Source organism: Streptomyces sp. NRRL S-646 (assembly GCF_000720765.1).
GTDB lineage: Bacteria > Actinomycetota > Actinomycetes > Streptomycetales > Streptomycetaceae > Streptomyces.
The window spans coordinates 359,136-375,338 of sequence record NZ_JODC01000008.1; the positions used below are offsets into that span (position 1 = coordinate 359,136).

Annotated in this window: 10 protein-coding genes and 1 pseudogene; 2 read left to right on the forward strand and 9 right to left on the reverse strand. The window is 71.7% G+C overall.

What is annotated here, in order from left to right:
- Nucleotides 1–14: 14 nt before the first annotated feature.
- From IH68_RS0121700 to IH68_RS0121720, 5 genes are all read right to left on the reverse strand, one after another.
- Nucleotides 15–2,834 carry an NHLP bacteriocin export ABC transporter permease/ATPase subunit gene (locus IH68_RS0121700; RefSeq protein WP_030937734.1) on the reverse strand — a complete coding sequence of 940 codons (2,820 nt, stop codon included), beginning with the start codon at nt 2,832–2,834 and terminating at the stop codon, nt 15–17.
- Nucleotide 2,835: 1 nt separating this feature from the next.
- A complete protein-coding gene (locus IH68_RS0121705) occupies nt 2,836–5,058 on the reverse strand; it encodes an NHLP family bacteriocin export ABC transporter peptidase/permease/ATPase subunit (RefSeq protein ID WP_030937736.1) in 2,223 nt (740 codons plus the stop codon).
- Entirely contained in the window at nt 5,055–5,861 is an 807-nt protein-coding gene (locus IH68_RS0121710) for an HlyD family efflux transporter periplasmic adaptor subunit (protein ID WP_030937738.1), read from the reverse strand. The genes IH68_RS0121705 and IH68_RS0121710 overlap by 4 nt, the downstream gene beginning before the upstream one ends.
- Before the next feature lie 142 nt (nt 5,862–6,003).
- Complete coding sequence (locus IH68_RS0121715) at nt 6,004–6,219, reverse strand: hypothetical protein (protein WP_030937741.1); 216 nt, start codon at nt 6,217–6,219, stop codon at nt 6,004–6,006.
- A gap of 484 nt (nt 6,220–6,703) precedes the next feature.
- Complete coding sequence (locus IH68_RS0121720; RefSeq protein ID WP_030937742.1) at nt 6,704–7,117, reverse strand: PaaI family thioesterase; 414 nt, start codon at nt 7,115–7,117, stop codon at nt 6,704–6,706.
- A 189-nt stretch (nt 7,118–7,306) separates the two neighbouring features.
- Here IH68_RS0121720 and IH68_RS0121725 point away from each other — a divergent pair, with 189 nt between their 5' ends.
- On the forward strand, nt 7,307–8,725 hold the full coding sequence (locus IH68_RS0121725) for a S1 family peptidase (protein WP_030937744.1): 1,419 nt from the start codon (nt 7,307–7,309) through the stop codon (nt 8,723–8,725).
- A gap of 157 nt (nt 8,726–8,882) precedes the next feature.
- Here the strand turns inward: IH68_RS0121725 and IH68_RS0121730 are convergent, their stop codons facing one another.
- Nucleotides 8,883–11,027: a PP2C family protein-serine/threonine phosphatase gene (locus IH68_RS0121730; protein ID WP_030937746.1), complete on the reverse strand. Its 2,145-nt coding sequence runs from the start codon at nt 11,025–11,027 to the stop codon at nt 8,883–8,885.
- A 270-nt stretch (nt 11,028–11,297) separates the two neighbouring features.
- Between IH68_RS0121730 and IH68_RS53295 the strand changes: the two are divergent.
- Nucleotides 11,298–11,876, forward strand: a pseudogene (locus IH68_RS53295) (response regulator transcription factor); the annotation flags it as partial.
- On the opposite strand, the gene IH68_RS59420 reads toward IH68_RS53295, so the two are convergent.
- The 3 genes from IH68_RS59420 to IH68_RS0121750 form a co-directional block, all read right to left on the reverse strand.
- Entirely contained in the window at nt 11,799–13,973 is a 2,175-nt protein-coding gene (locus IH68_RS59420; RefSeq protein WP_030937749.1) for an ATP-binding cassette domain-containing protein, read from the reverse strand. The pseudogene IH68_RS53295 and the gene IH68_RS59420 sit on opposite strands and share 78 nt — an antisense overlap.
- A gap of 235 nt (nt 13,974–14,208) precedes the next feature.
- Nucleotides 14,209–15,912 (reverse strand): ABC transporter ATP-binding protein, encoded by a 1,704-nt coding sequence (locus IH68_RS0121745; protein ID WP_030937753.1) that lies wholly within the window; start codon nt 15,910–15,912, stop codon nt 14,209–14,211.
- Between the two features lie 99 nt (nt 15,913–16,011).
- Nucleotides 16,012–16,128 carry a SapB/AmfS family lanthipeptide gene (locus IH68_RS0121750; protein WP_030937754.1) on the reverse strand — a complete coding sequence of 39 codons (117 nt, stop codon included), beginning with the start codon at nt 16,126–16,128 and terminating at the stop codon, nt 16,012–16,014.
- Between the last annotated feature and the right edge of the window lie 75 nt (nt 16,129–16,203).

Here is a 16,203-nt window from a genome sequence, read left to right on the forward strand (position 1 = left end):
TTCGGGAGCTTCCCTCACGCCATCTGCCGCCGCACCAGCTCGTGCAGCCGCCCGTTCGTGTCCGCGAGCAGCTGTGCCGGCGGGCCCTGCTGGGCGACCTTGCCGTCCTCCATCACGATCACGCGGTCCGCGTCCAGGACGGTGGAGAGGCGGTGGGCGATGACGACGCGGGTGGCATTGAGGGCCTTGGTCGACTCGATCACCGTGCGCTGCGTCTCGTTGTCGAGGGCGCTGGTCGCCTCGTCGAAGAAGAGGATGCGCGGCCGGCGGATCAACGCCTGCGCGATCATGAGGCGTTGACGCTGGCCGCCGGAGACGGCGCCACTGCCCTGGACGATCGTGTGCAGTCCCATCGGCATCCGTTTGATGTCCTCGGCGAGCCCCGCCATCTCGGCCGCCGCCATCGCCTCCTCCGGCGTGTACGGCTCCGTACCGCAGATGACGTCCAGGATGGAACCGGTGAACGGCTGCGCGTGCTGCAGCACGACACCGCACTGCCGGCGCACCGCCGACTGGTCGAGCGCGCCGAGGTCCTGTCCGTCGTACAGGACACTGCCCGAGACCGGCTTGTCGAAGCCGATCAGCAGCCTGAGCAGCGTCGACTTGCCACAGCCGCTGGGGCCGACGATCGCCACGAACTCACCCGGGCGTATCTCGAACGACACGTCGTCCAGGACCAGCGGACCGTCGTCCGTGTAGCGGAAGGACAGCCGCCGGGCCTCGATCGCGCCGGACAGCGGGCCCGGCCGGGTGCTCGCGGTGCGCACCTCCGGCGTCGCCTCCAGCACCGGCTTGATCTCCTCGAACAGCGGCAGCGCGGCCACGGTCGAGACGAATGCGCTGGTCAGCTGGGTGACGGAGGTCAGCACCATCGTCACCGAGGTGTTGAAGGTCAAGAACGCGGCCGCCGACATCACCCCGCGCGCCGGACCCGCCAGCAGCATGAACATCAGCAGGGTGCACAGCGGCAGATAGACCGCGCCCATCACCGTGGTGAGGTTCTTGATGCGGCCGACCTTCTGCTGAAGTTCACGGCTGTGCGCGAACTCCGAGGCCCAGGCCGCGTAGGCGTAGTTCTCGGCCGCCGCCACCCGTAGTTTCGGCAGACCGCGCAGGGTCTGGAAGGCCTGGTTGTTCAGCTTGTTGCTGAGCACGACCAGCTTGCGCTGCCAGCGCACCTGCCACAGGCCGAGCCCGAGGAACACGCCCGCGATGACGACGAGCATGCCGATCGCCGCCAGCGCCATCGACGGGCTGTACCAGAACAGCAGCCCCAGGTTCATCGCGCCGACGGTCACCGACTGGGCGATGACGGGCCCGAGCCCGGCCATCATGCGGCGGATCGAGCTGATGCCCATGGCCGCGCTGGCCAGCTCGCCGGTCGAGCGTTCGGTGAAGAACTTGGTGGGGAGCCTGAGCAGCCGGTCCCAGACCGCCGGCTGGAGCGTGGCCTCGATCCGGCCCTCCAGGCGGAGCATGGTGAGGTTCTCCAGCAGCATGAAAGCCGCCGCCACGACGCTGGTGAGCATCACGGCCAGACAGACCTGCGCGATCAGGCCCGTCTGCGCCTTCGGGACGAACTCGCCCAGCACCTTGCCGGTGGCGATCGGCACCAGCGCGCCGATCGCCACCGTCACCAGACCGCTCAGCAGCAGGTTGGTCAGGTCGCTGCCGGTACCGCGCATGCTGAACCGCAGCAGCCGCAGGGGGCTCAGCGTCCGTTCGGGCAGCGGGCGGTAGAACATCACCGCGCGCGGCTCGAACTCCTCCGCGTTGTCCTTCTCGATCGGCGTCTCACGTCCGGTCGCCGGATGTACGGCGACGTAGCCGCCGCGCCGCCACAGCAGCGCGACCGGCGCACCCGACAGGGCACGGTGGCCCACCAGCGGACCGATGTTGTCCCGCCACCAGCGTCCGTCCAGACGCACGGCCCGGGTGCGGACCCGGGAGGCGATCGCCACGAGTTCCACCGGATCCAGGCGATCGCTCTCGGTTCCGCTCTGCGCGGGTTCGGCAAGCTGGATCCCCGCCGCCTCGGCGACCAGCTTGCACGCCGCGTACGAGGCGTCCGCGTCGGCGGCCGTGGTGCGCTTGCCGGACGACTTGCCGATGGAGGCCAGCAGCGTGCGGTCGGCCTGGGCACGCACCGCCTCACCGGCCTTGATACCGGCGGCCGTCCGCGTCTCGTGCGTGCGCTCCAGCTGCTCGATCCAGCGGTCCAGCGTGGTCAGCAGCCGGTACTGCTGGTCGACCATGCTCTGCCAGACCGCAGGGTCCATCAGCAGGTCGGCGGCCGCCTCGGCGCCGTACAGCGAGCCGTACTGCACGCTCCCCGGCGGCACCTGCATCCAGAACACGTCGTCGTCGGTCACCTCGGCGGCCGACCCCTCGGTCGCCATCGGTGCCTGGAAGAGGACGGACAGGCTGCGGCCGACGCCGAGGGCGAGGGCGTATTCGAGGGGGCTGGTCGTCGGCGGGACGTACTGGGCGTTGCCGTACTCGTCGTAGGACCAGGTCTGGGTGTCGGCCGTCTGGTACAGCTCGCGCAGGCCGATGCGGTGGACGACGCAGTCCCTCAACGGGCGTGCGACAAGGGTGTGTTGGGGGCCCGGGACCGGGCCCAGGATCAGCGAGCCCGCCTCCAGGCGGCCCAGGTGGTGCCAGTGGCCCTGCTGCACGGCGTCCACCGCGAACAGGTCGAGGCTGCCGGCCGCGACCAGCCACAGCACCTGCGGGCCCTCCAGGTCGAGCCGGGTCAGGCCCGAGCAGTCGACATAGGTGCCCATGGAGCCGAGGGCGCCGAGAACCAGGTCCCCTTCGTGTGCGGTCGTCATCTCATCGCTCCCTGACCAGCGCCGCGTACGCGCCGCCGCGCGTCACCAGGTCCTCGTGCCGCCCGCGTTCCACGATCGTGCCGTGCTGGAGTACGACGATCTCGTCGCTGTCGCGCACCGTGCTGAGCCGGTGTGCGATCACCACGCAGGCACAGCCGCGCTTGCGCAGGTTGTCCATCACGACCTGCTCGGTCTCCGCGTCCAGCGCGCTGGTCACCTCGTCGAGGACCAGGATGCTGGGCCGGCGCACCAGCGCCCGGGCGATCTCCAGGCGCTGACGCTGCCCGCCGGAGAAGTTGCGGCCGTCCTGCTCGACCTTGCTGTGGATGCCGCCCGGCCTGCGCGTCACGACGTCGTAGAGCGCGGCGTCCCGCAGCGCGTCGACGACCGCGTCGTCCGGGATCGACGGGTCCCACAGGGCCACGTTGTCACGCACCGACCCCTCGAAGAGGAAGACCTCCTGGTCGACGAAGGAGACCGAGGCGGCGAGCGCGCCGCGCGGGATGTCGTCCAGGCGCTGTCCGTCTATGCGGATCACGCCCTCCCAGGGGGTGTACAGGCCCGAGATCAGGCGGGAGACCGTGGACTTGCCGCTTCCCGAGCCGCCGACCAGGGCGACCTGCTGGCCGGGACCGACCGTCAGGTCGAAGCCGGTGAGCAGCGGCTTGTCGAGCGGGTTGTAGCCGAAGGTGATGTTCTGCAGCTCGACGTGGCCGTGCAGACGGCGCGTGGAGTCGCCGGCGCCGGGGCGGCCGAAGAGGGGGTCGGCCTGGAAGTTCTCGACGTCCTTCAGCCGGGCCACGTCGGCGGCGAAGTCCTGGATGCGGCCCGCGACGCCGTTCAGCCGGGTGATCGGCGCGGTGAAGCGGGTGACCAGGGCCTGGAAGGCGACCAGCAGCCCCACCGAGATACCGCCCTCGACCGCGCGCATGCCGCCGATCCACAGGATCAACGCGCTGTTCAGCGAAGCAAGCGTCGGCGCCACCACCCCGAGCCAGGCGCTCGGCACACCGAGCCGCTGCTGCTCCTCCAGGGTGGTGGCGTGCTGACCGGCCCACTTGCGGAAGTAGCCGTCCTCGCCGCCGGTCGCCTTCATCGTCTCGATCAGCTGCAGGCCGGTGTAGGCGGTGTTGGTGAGCCGGGCGCTGTCGGCCCGCAGCTTCGCCGTCCGGGTGGCGCGCAGCCGGATCACGACCCGCATGGCGACGATGTTCAGCAGGGCCACGCCGATGCCGAGGAACGTCAGCTGCGGGTCGTACGTGTAAAGCAGCACCGCGTAGAGCACCACGACCACGGCGTCCACGCCCGCCGCCGCCAGGTCGCGGGCCAGGGTCTCGGCCACCTGGTCGTTGGACTGCAGGCGCTGCACCAGGTCGGCGGGGCTGCGCTGCGCGAAGAACGTCACCGGCAGCCGCAGCAGATGCCGTAGGAAGCGGGCGCTGGAGAGGGTGGAGGAGATGATGCGGCCGCGCAGCAGGTTCGCCTGCTGCAGCCACGTCAGCACGACTGTGAGCAGCACGGACGCGCCCATCGACGCGAACAGCACACCCAGCAGCGAGGTCTTCCCGCCGATCAGGAACTCGTCGATGTACGTCCGGCTGAGTGCGGGCACCGCCGCGCCGACCAGGACCAGCAGCAGGCTAGCCAGCACCGCGGCGGGCATGGTGCCCGCGGTGCCGCGCAGCCGGGCCGGCATCGCGCCCAGGATCCCGGGCTTGCGACCGCCCTTGCTGAAGCCCTCACCGGGCTCCATCACCAGCACGACGCCGGTGAAGCTGCCGTCGAAGTCCTCCATCGGCACGAAACGGCGGCCCTTGCCGGGGTCGTTGATGTACACGCCGCGGCGGCCGAAACGGCGCCCCATGCCTTCGTAGACGACGTAGTGGTTGAACTCCCAGAACAGGACGGCCGGCGTCTTCACCTCGGCGAGGGCGGCCGTGTCCATCTGCATGCCCTTGGCCGTCAGACCGTAGCTGCGCGCCGCCTTCAGCAGGTTGCTGGCGCGCGAGCCGTCGCGGGAGACACCGCAGGCGATGCGCAGCTCCTCCAGCGGGACGTGCTTGCCGTAGTGGCCGAGGACCATCGCGAGCGAGGCGGCGCCGCACTCCACGGCCTCCATCTGCAGGACCGTCGGAGTACGGACGGTCTTCGCCTTGCCCTTGGGGACGGGGCGCTTGGGCGGAGCGGCACGGCGCCTGCTCCGCGTCTCCTGTGCGGTGCTCACGGCAGCAGCCAATCGACGGGACGCTGATCGGCCAGCCGGATCGAACCCGAGGCCAGGGTCATGGAGGTGAGGCCGAAGGGCGGCCCGTCCGCGGACGACCACTTGTAGCCACTCTTCGTGCCCGACGCCTTGTCCAGCTTGACCAGTACGGCCACCGGGCGGCCCTTCTTGGTGAACTGCTCGCCCAGCTGGCTGTCCCCGAGGAACGCGGCGATCTGCTGGGCCGACTGCGCCGAGCGGTCCACCGACTTCACATGACCGCGCAGTACGCCGTACGTCTGGGTCGGCACCGACGAGACAGTCAGGTCCACGGCGGCGTTCGCGGGGATGGAGGCCGCGTTCTCGGCAGGCACGTACACCGTGGCGTACAGCGGATCGCCGGCGTGCGCGACCTTCTCCACGGCGGCGACGTTCGCGCCGGTCTGGATGATCTGGCCGATGGTCGCGGCGAGCCCGGTGATCCGGCCTGCGGCGACGGTACGGACGACGGTGTCGCCCTGGGCCGTACGCACCTTCAGGACCGGGGAGCCGGCCGGCAGCCGCTCGCCCTGCTCGGCGAGAACCGCCGTGACCTGGCCTGCGACGGGGCTCTGCAGGATGTAGCTGCCCTCACCGTGCGTGAGGATGGCGGGCGCGCCCACCGTGGAGGTCACCGAGCCGGTCACCGCCCACACGGAGGCGGCCGCCATCGCGACCACCGTCACCGACAGGACGAGCCAGCCCTGAGGGCGGGCGAAACGCACCGGAAGATCGAGCTCCTCCGGCGACTGGAGCTTGGCGAGGGCCTGCTGGCGGAACTGCACGGAACTTTCCCTCACCTGAAAACGAGAGAGGACCGGCTCGCACGAGCCGGCTGGTTCAAGAGCCTGTGTGAGGCTCTTACGGCAACCGAAGGCCCCGGAGTCGCGATACGACTCCGGGACTCGACGATCACAAAAGGCGCGATCAGAGACCGGCGACCAGGTTGGTGACCGGAGCGGTGTTCAGGCCGGTCACACCCTCGACGGTGCCGACGACCGTGTCGACCGTGCTGGAAACGGGAGCAATGCCGTCCAGCGCACCGGTGACGGAGTTGACAGCGTTGATCGACAGGCCGCCGGAAACGGCGTCGAGCTCGGCGTCCGAGATCTCAACGGTCTCAACACGGGGGGTGGAGTTCATGATGGAACTTCCCTTCGTATGGATATTTCACAAGGGGGGAGCGGCCCCCCTCTGGGACAGAGCGACGGCCGCGACCGCAGGCGCCGGGCTCCCGTTTCCGGTGACCCTTCGCGGCCCCTGCGGTGCGATGGATCAAAGCACGCTGCGGGCACGCCCTTCCAATCAACCAATGGCCTCACCAGGCAACTTGAGCCCCAGAGGCGCCCATCCGTGCAGGCTTGCGCACGGGTCGGTAGCGAGTTCTTCACATGCGTCACGACATCGGTTCGTCCGCGGCCTTGCCGCCCGCGCGACGAATGCGACACTCCCGTCCCAATGGCTTGGCGGAGGCCTTCGGCGTGTGCAGAACCTTCGCGCACGGTGACTTGGTTGCGTATTGGATGTGCAGATTCCCTGAAACCAGGATTCCGATCAGTGTTCTGAACGGGCCGTTGTCGATCGACTGCGGACCGTGTCGGCCCGGAACTGCTCAGCCGGGAAACGCTCAGCCGAGAAGTGCGTAGACCGTGCTGGCTCGTGCCGCGAGTTCACCCGAGGCCTCGGCGGTCATCGTGATGTCCGCGAATGCCATGCGGCGGCCCAGTTTGGTGAGGACCGCTTCGATCAGGACATCCGAACCCGTCACCGCGCGCTGGAACGACGTCGACTGCTGGACCGTCGTCATCGGTCCGAAGGTCCCGCGGGCGGCCGACACGGCGATCACGGTGGCCGTGTCTGCGGCGGCCATCAGCGCCTGCCCCGACAGCCCGCCGCCTTCCCGGGCCAGCCGGTCCGACCAGGGGAGTCGTAGCGTCGCCCGGTCGTCGGCGAGGGCCTCGACCGTCAGGCCCAGTTCGAGGACCCAAGGGGCGAAGTTGGCGGAGAGGATCTTGTCGGCTTCGGCGGTGGTCATCGTCATATGGGCGATTGTTCCCCGCGCAGGTTCGTCAGACGCGGGTCATGGCCGATTCGGCATTGTGCAAAGCGAGTTGGCAAACGGAATTGAACGCACCGTGCGACCCGTGCGTACCAACAGCCATCCAGGCGCCCGAACAGAACAGCTGCCGCACGGCGGCACAGACTCCGGTCCCCCAGGAGGTCGAGAAGTTTGAGTCACAAGCGAATTCCGAAGCGCAAGGCCGCGATCGCGGCAGGCAGCGTCGCGGCGCTCGGCGCAGCCGCCATCCTGCTGCCGAACGCCAACGCGTCGCAGGACGGCTCGTCTACGACTGCCGCCCCCAAGACCCTGAAGGCGACCGACGCCTCGAATCTCGCCTCGCAACTCCAGAACCTGCTCGGTGACGCCTTCGCCGGTTCGTACTACGACTCCGGCACACAGCAGCTCGTCGTCAACGTCATATCGGGCGAGAAGAACAACGTGGTCGTCCAGGCGGAGAAGGCGGGCGCGAAGGTCCGCGAGGTCAAGAACAGCCTTGCCGCACTGAAGGCGGGCGCACAGACCCTGAAGGCCGATGCCACCATTCCGGGCACCGCCTGGGCGATCGACCCGAAGACCAACAAGCTGGCCGTCACCGCCGACTCCACGGTCACCGGCGCCAAGTGGGACAGACTGACGTCGACGGTCAAGAGCCTCGGCGCCGACATGGCCACCGTGAAGAAGTCCTCAGGCGCCTTCAAGACGAAGGTGTCGGGCGGTGACGCCATCTTCGCCCAGGCGCAGGGCGGCACCGTGCGCTGCTCCCTCGGCTTCAACGTCAAGGCCAGTGACGGCAGTCCGGCCTTCCTGACCGCCGGCCACTGCGGTGTGGCCGCCAAGCAGTGGTCCGACTCCGAGACCGGGCAGCCCATTGCCACCGTCGACCAGGCCACCTTCCCCGGCAACGGCGACTTCTCCCTGGTCAAGTACGACGACCCGAACACCCAGGCGGCGAGCGAGGTCAACACCGGCGACGGAAAGACCGTCCAGATCACCCAGGCCGCGGACGCCACCGTCGGCGAGACGGTCTTCCGGATGGGCAGCACGACCGGCCTGCACGACGGCCAGGTCACGGGCCTCGACGCCACGGTCAACTTCCAGAGCGAGACCGACCCCAATGGTGTCGACACCGTCACCGGCCTCATCCAGACCAACGTCTGCGCCGAGGCCGGAGACAGCGGTGGCTCGCTGTTCACACAGGACGGCAGCGCGGTCGGAATGACCTCCGGCGGCAGCGGCGACTGCACCGCCGGCGGCGAGACCTTCTTCCAGCCGGTGACCGCGGCCCTGCAGGCCACGGGCGCGACGCTGGGCGACGGCGGTGCGGGTGCGGGCGCGGGCGCGGGTGACCAGGCCGGCACCGCCGACCCGTCCGCCTCGGCCGGCGACCAGGCGGGCGGCGGCGACGCGGTAGGCGGCGGCGACCAGGCGGGCACCGCAGACCCGTCCGCGACGGCCAGTGATGGGGCCGGGGCCGGGGTCGGCGACCAGTCCGGGAACGGCGTCGGCGACCAGTCCGGTGCCGGCGCGGGCGATCAGAGCGGCACCGGCGCGGGCGACGGTTCGTCGTCCCTCACCGGGTCCCAGTGATCGAGTCCCGCTCAGCGATCTAGCGCACTCATCGAGCGCGGACCCACTGATGGAGACCCACTGATCGGCCTCCAGCGCGCTTCCGGTCGACGGTGGACGGTCCGGCCCTCCGGCGGGAGGGCCGGACCGCGTCGTGTCAGCGCCCGTTCCGACGACTTCATCGGGCCCGGAGCAGCAACAGCGCCACGTCGTCGAGCCGTTCGCGTGCGGCCGTGCTGTGTTGGACGAGATGGTCGGCGAGCTCGTCCAGGGGCAGCTCGCCGGCCTCGGTGAGGCGCTCACCGAGGCCGGCGAGGGCGTCCTCGATGTCGACGCCGGGGGATTCGATCAACCCGTCCGTGTAGAGGGCGAGTACGGAGCCGGGAGCGAGGTCGACCTCCGTCGTCGGGTAGGCGGCGGAGCCGTCGATGCCGAGCAGCGGGCCGCCGGCGAGGTCGAGCACCCGCACCCGCCCGTCGGGGCGGCGCAGCAGTGGCGGCGGATGGCCCGCCCGCGCCATCACGGCCCGCCCGCGCGCGGGATCGAGCCGTAGATACAGACAGCTGGCGAACAGATCGGCGCCCAGATCGATCAGCAGCCGGTTGGTGCTGCCCATGACCTCCTCGGGCGCCTGCCCGACGGTCGTGTAGGCGCGCACTGCGGTGCGGATCTGGCCCATCAGCCCGGCCGCGGTCACGTTGTGGCCCTGCACGTCCCCGATCACCGCCGCCGCCCCGCCCCCCGTCGGCACCAGGTCGTAGAAGTCGCCACCGATCTCCATGCCGTGCGTGGCGGGCAGATAGCGGGAGGCCGAGTCGATCCCGGCCAGCGGCGGCAGGGAGTGCGGCAACAGGGCCGCCTGCAGGCCGTGCGCCAGCTGGTGCTTGGCGTCGTAGAGCAGGGCTCGCTCCAGGGCCTGCGCGATCAGTCCGCCCAGGCTCGTCAGCACCGCCCGCTCGTCCGCCGGGAACGGATGCGGTTCGGCGTAGGCGAGCACACAGGTGCCCACCGGGCGTCCGGAGGCGATCAATGGCAGATAAGCCCAGGCCGCGAAGCCGTCCGGGGTGGCGTGCCGCGACGGATACAGCCGCTCCAGCTCCTCCCGGGAGTCGAAGAACGCCGGCACCCCGGTGTTGAGGGCGTGCGTGCCAGGGGTCGGCTCCGCCAGCGGCAGACCGTCGAACCGCTCCACGAGGTGCGCGTCCGGATAGCCGCGGTGCCCCAGCACATGCAGCCGCCCCGCCCGGGAACCGAGGACCACCAGCGCCTGGCTGCCCACGGCCGGCGCGATCTCGTCCGCGACCAGTTGCACCACGTCCTGCACCCCCACTGCCTCGGTCAGCGCACCGGCCAGCGTCAACACCTGGGAGATGGTGACCAGCCGGGAGGGGGTGTCACCGGGCTGGGGGCCCGCCCGGTTCATCTCCGCCACCGCCCGCGCCCGGGTGACGCGGACACTGAGCCCGGTCGTACTGGGATACATCCGGAAGGACAGCCAGTCCCCGGGCGGGCGCAGCGCCACGAACGACGTGCTCTGCTGGCTCATCAGCGCGGCCCGGTAACGGTCCTCGTACACCGGGTCGTTGAGCCAGGGCACCGACGCCCACAGCTGCGTGCCCAGCAGCCTGCTGACCGGGAGCCCGATCAGCTCGGCCGCCGCCGCGTTGGCGAAGGCGACCCGGCCGTGCAGATCCAGCGAGCACAGGCCGTACGGCAGCCGCGCCACCATCCGTGCCGCCTCCACCGTGCCGAGCGTGCCGGCCGCGCCGCCCATCGGCAGTACGCCGAGCAGATCGGGCTCCGGCAGCAGCGTGCGGCTCTCCTCGAGGGCCCGCTCCAGCCGCTTCGCCAGCCGATCGCAGGCCGCCGTCAGATGCTCCCGCTCGCGGTCGGACAGGTCGGGCGGATGAGTGCCGGGCCAGGTCACGAAGACCGCGCCGTACGCCGTCGAGCCTGTGGCCACCGGCACCGCGGCCAGGGCGAAGGGATACGGCAGCACCACGGCGATGCGCGGATAGCGGGCCGCCATCTCCTCCTCGCCGCCCACCCACACCAGGCGCCGCTCCCGCACCGCCTCCGAGACCGGGATCGGCGCGCTCAGCCCCACTCGCTCCCATGGCGCGGCGAAGGCCCGGGGCAGGCCCGCCATCACGGCCATCTCCAGTACGGGTTCGGCGGGCGACAGCAGATACACCGCGCCGGAGTGCGCATGGACGTCGTCCATCATCGACGCCAGCGCCAGGGACAGCAGCGGTCGACCCACCCGCGTCCTCGTGGCCGCCGGCGCCTGTGCGGACGTCTGCCCGTCGGACACGCCGACCACCTCCTCGCACGGCCGGGCGACGGGTCCCAGGGATCAATCTGCCCCCTGACGGCCACTCGCGCACGGCGAGCGCCGGCCGGGACACCACCGCCGACCCCGCGTACGGGCACACGACTACCCCTGGCACGGTGAAGAGACCCGCGTACCCCCTTGCCCCCGGAGCATGCCCCCTCAGTTGATGCGCGGAACGGTGTGCGGGCGCCGTGTGTGCGCCCCCGCGCCCCCTCTTGGCCGGTTCTTCGCGCCCATGAACGGTCGCGGGCGCCAACAATGGGCACGCGTTCAACACCATGCGACCGCAGACGGACGGCTGAGGGGCGGGCAGTGATCCGGGTACTTCTGGTACATGACGAGTGTCTGGTGCGATCGGTGCTGGCGGAGTGGCTGCGCCGGGAACCCGACCTCGGAGTGGAGGACACGGCCTGGCACAGCGCACCCGGCCGAGTGAGATCCCTCCGGCCCGATGTCTGCGCGGCAGACCTGGAGTGCGCGGACGCGTACGGCATACCTCCGCTCGGTGATCTGCGCTCCCGCGGCGCGGACGGGGTACCGCCGAGACTTCTCGTGCTTGCCAGTGCGAACAGGCCCGGCCTGCTGAAACGGGCGATCGAGGCGGGGGCGCTCGGCTACGTCGACAAGGAGGCCTCACCGGAGCACCTCGTGCACGGGATCCGTCGGGTCGCCCAGGGGGAACGTTTCGTCAACGACTCTCTGGGCTTCGGGTTCCTCAAGGCCGCCGAGATGCCGCTGACCCGGCGGGAGCTGAGCGTGTTATCCCTGGCCGCCGAGGGTGCGTCCGTCGCGGAGATCGCCGGGAGCCTCCACCTGTCCCACGGGACCGTGCGCAACTACATGGCGGCCATCACCCGCAAGACCGGGGCCCGCAACCGCATCGACGCGATCCGCATCTCGCAGGGGGAGGGCTGGCTGTGACGGCACGGGCGTCCAGCTGCCGACGAGCTCCCGGTACAGCGGCGAGGTCTCCAGCAACTCGTGGTGGGTTCCGCACGCCGTGCCCCGCCCGTCCATGACCAGCACACGATCCGCCCGCCGCGCCGAGCTGATGCGGTGGGCGACCACGACGAGGGTGCCGCCCGGCCGCTGCGCGAAGGCACGCTCGGCGCGCTCCTCGGCCTGCGGATCCAGATGACAGGTCGCCTCGTCGAGCAGGGCTAGCGGGGCGTCCGACAGATAGGCCCGGGCCAGCGCGATCAGCTGCCGTTCGCCCGCGGAGAGCGCCGCGGGGTCGACCTGGGCGCCGGGCCCGCCGAGCGCGTCGACCAGCGGACCGAGCCCGAGGACGTCGGCCGCCGCGAGCAGTTCCGCCTCGGGCACGGGGTCCTGCCGGAAGTGGGAGAGGTTCTCGGCGACGGTCCCGGTGAAGACGTACGCCTCCTGAGGAATGAGCACCCGCCGCTGAGCGGCCGCAGCCGAGGGCACCGGCTCCCCACCCACCCGGATCGTCCCGCGACGCGGCTCCAACAGCCCCGCGACCAGAGCGGTGAGCGTGGACTTCCCGATCCCGCTGGGGCCGACGACGGCCAGGTGGGAGCCGGGAGGGAGGACGAGATCGAGGTTCTCGATGACGGGGGTGGCGGTGGGGCCGTAGGCGAAGGTGACGGAGGTGAGGGAGAGAGCGGGGGTGGCTTGGGCGGTGGGCGTGCGGGCGGGAGTCGATCGGTGTGAGGCGGTGGTCGGATGTCCGCGTTCTTGCCCGTCGGGTGGGGCCGGCCTGTCGCGGGGGTGGTCTTCGGGGGTTGCTGGGGCGGCGGCCGTGTCGTCGGGTGGCGAATGAGGTGGGGCAGGGGTCGGCGGTTCGGCGTGCCGGTCGAACGCGGGCAGGGGCTTGCGGGGCTGGTCGTCGGGGGTGGCCGACGGGTTGGGCTGCTCGGGGGGTGCCGGCCGGGACACGGGCGACGCGGGGTGGTCATGGTGGCCGTCCGTTGCGGTTCGGTCCACGTGCGGTCGGTCGGCGCTGGGCCGGTGGGACGGGGTCGTCAGGCGGCGCAGGACCACCGTCAGGCGGGAGCCGCTCGTGCCCAGGCCGTGGATCAGGTTGCGGAGGGCCGGGAGGAGGGACTGGGTGATGTAGGCGAGGGCGCCGACCAGGGCGCCCGTGGTGACGCCCCGGGACAGCAGCCAGGGGCCGGCGGCGAGCAGCAGCACGAGCGGGAGCTGGCCGCCGACGGCGAGCGATGCGATGCGCAGGACGCCCCAGCGGGCCAGGGAGCGGGCGGCCCGGAGTTCGGCGTCGACCAGTTCCCCCGTGTCGGCGGCGATCCGCTCCTCGGCGCCGGTGGCCGTGATGTCCCGCAACCCCGGGCAGACGGCACCCAGGCGGTCGGCCAGGGCCTCGTCGGCGACGAGGAACGCCTTCTGCCGGCGGGCCAGCGGCCGCAGCGACGCCGCGAACAGGGCCACCCCGGCCACCAGCGGCGGCCCGACGACCAGCAGGAGCAGCGGGGCGAGCGAGAACAGCCCGACGAACGCCCCCACCGCGGTGAACACGAACGAGCGCGACACCATCACGAGCCCGGCGAAGGTGTCCCGCGCGATCTCCACCTGCTGGGTGAGCCCCGACAGCGCCCCGCCGTCGGCCTCCCGCACCCCGCGCCCGACCACCCCCTCGACCAGCCGGTCCCGCAGGGGTTCGACCAGCGCGGCGACGGCCGCGTAGACCCGTCCGGTCCCGTACGCCCCCACGACGACACCGAGCCCGGCCACACCGAGCCAGGCCAGCCCGACCTCGGCCCGCCCGGCCAGGAAGCCCGCGTCGAGTGCCCGGGCCGGGGCGTACCCAGTGACAAAGGTCTGCCCCGTCTCCAGCACGGACCATCCGCCGAGCCGCACCACGACACGCCAACGGTCCCGCAGAAAACGCACGCCACGCGCACCGATTCCCCCGGCCGGTACCGCGCTTCGCCGCGCAACGACCCGGTTGTTCATACCGGTGCCCCGTCTCCGGCCACGACCAGGAAGCCGACGCCCACCCAACTCCTCACATGCGCCCTCGGCGCATGCCCCTGGCCCCTCAGCACATGAGAACCGTGCGTCTGGATGCTGTCGCGCCAGGTCCGCACCCGGCTCCGGGGCCCCCTCCGATGGGCGGCGCCAAGGCTTGTCCCCACCGCCCGCACTCCGCCCCGCCGACGCCCGCAACCCCCCTGGTAGCCCCCGCCGTTCACGCCCGCCCCCCGTCTCCGAACACCGCCCGATACCCGGCCATCCGCCACAACTCCGCATGCGTGCCCACAGCCCGCACTCGCCCCCCGTCCAGCCACGCCACCGCATCCGCCCGCGCCGCCGTGGACGCCCGATGAGCGATGAGGATTCGGGTGCCGGCCGGGCCCCGGGTGAGGGACTCGGCGATCTGTGCCTCCGTCACCGTGTCGAGGCTGGAGAGGGCGTCGTCGAGGATGAGCAGGCGGCCGTCGTGGGCGAACGCCCGGGCCAGGCCCAGGCGTTGGGACTCCCCGCCGGAACGGGGTGCGTCGGCGCACGCGGTGGCGTAGCCCTTCGGCAGGCGGTGTACGAAGTCGTCGGCACGTGCCAGGCGGGTCGCCTCGCGAACGCGTGCGGGGGAGGGGGGCTGCAGGCCGAGCGTCAGCGCGTCCTCGATGGTTGTGCCCAGGAGGGCGGGGCGTTCGAAGGCGTAACCGACCGATCCGCGAAGGTCTTTGTGGGTCAGCTCGCGCAGGGCGACGCCATCGAGCAGGATCTCTCCCGCGTCCGGCTCGGCCAGGCGGCCGGCGAGTGCGGCGAGCAGCGACTTGCCCGTGCCGGAACGGCCGACCAGGGCGAGTGTCGTGCCGCCGGGTACGACGAGGTCCACACCGTCGAGGACGGTGCGTTCGCCGCGCCGCGCCGTCACGCCGCGCAGTTCCAGGTGGCCGGGGCCGGGCGGCAGTCGGCGTTCGCCGTAGGTCACGGTCGGCTCCGCCAGTACCTCGTCGAGGCGCCCGGCGGCCGCCCTGGCCCGGGCCAGACTCGCGAACTGGCCCACCAGCACGCCCACCCCCGCCGCGAGGACCGCGTACCGGGAGGCCGCGAGCACCTCGCCGACCGACAGCCGGTGCCGGGTCAGGAGCAGCCCGGCCACGGCGACGACGCCCAGCTGCAGCAGCGGCGCCACGGCACTCGCCTGCGCTGCGGCCCGCCCCTGCACCCGCCACATGCGATGGCCCGCGCGGGACAGTTCGGGCAGGGGCCGCAGGATCCGCGCCGCCTCCTTGTCCGCCGTGCCCGCCGCTTCGATGGTGCGGTGGCCGGCCACCGCCTCCGCCAGGGCGCCCGCGATGCGCCCCTGCACCTGCTGGTAGTCCGCCACACAGCGTGTCGTGTCACGGGCGAAGGCGCGCAGCAGGAGCGTCAGGAGCGGCCCTCCGGCCAGGAACACGGCCGCCAGCCACGGGTCGATCAGGCCGAGCGCCACCACGCCCCCGAGGGGACCTGCCAGCGCGGCGAGCAGTGCGGCGCGGGCGGCCGGAGCGGTCCCCGCCTGGGCCGCGTTGCCGACGAGACGGGCGACCAGGTCGCCGGGCCCGAAGCGGGCGGTGGCACGCGGGCCGACGGCCAGCACATGCCCCGCCAGCCGTCGCCGCAGCCACGCCGTCGTCCGGGCGTCGACGGTGCCGCTCAGCACGGTCTCGGCGGCGTCGAGCAGGGCGAGCAGCAGCACGATCCCCGCGCAGTACAGCACCCAGCGGGTCGCCGGGGAGTGGGCCAGAAGGAGGTCGAGGGTGCGGCCGAGCGCGGCCGGCAGGAGAAGCCCGGCACCGGTGGACGCCGTGCTCATCAGGCAGAGGGCGATGCAGCGCGCGCCGCTGTGCCGGGTGGCGGAGTTCAGCAACGCGGCGGGGGGTGCGGCGTCGGCACGAGTCGTCATACGGCTGCGGCCTCGCATCCGGGGTCGGGAGAGCGCAGGACCCCGGGCGGCCCCTCCCTCGCGGGAGCGGACCGCCCGGAGCCGTGGGTGCACGGTGCGTCAGAGACAGAGCAGAACGCTCGCCGCGCTGATGCAGGAGAGCAGGCTCGCGGTGCTGGCGCCGCCACCGCCGGTGTGCTCGTCGGATTCCATCGTCTGCAGGTCGAGCAGTGCCATTTCGTGTCCTTTCATCGATGTCCATCCGTGGGGACGGGGTTGCGTCACGACTCCGTCAGGTTGCGGAGCCGCGTC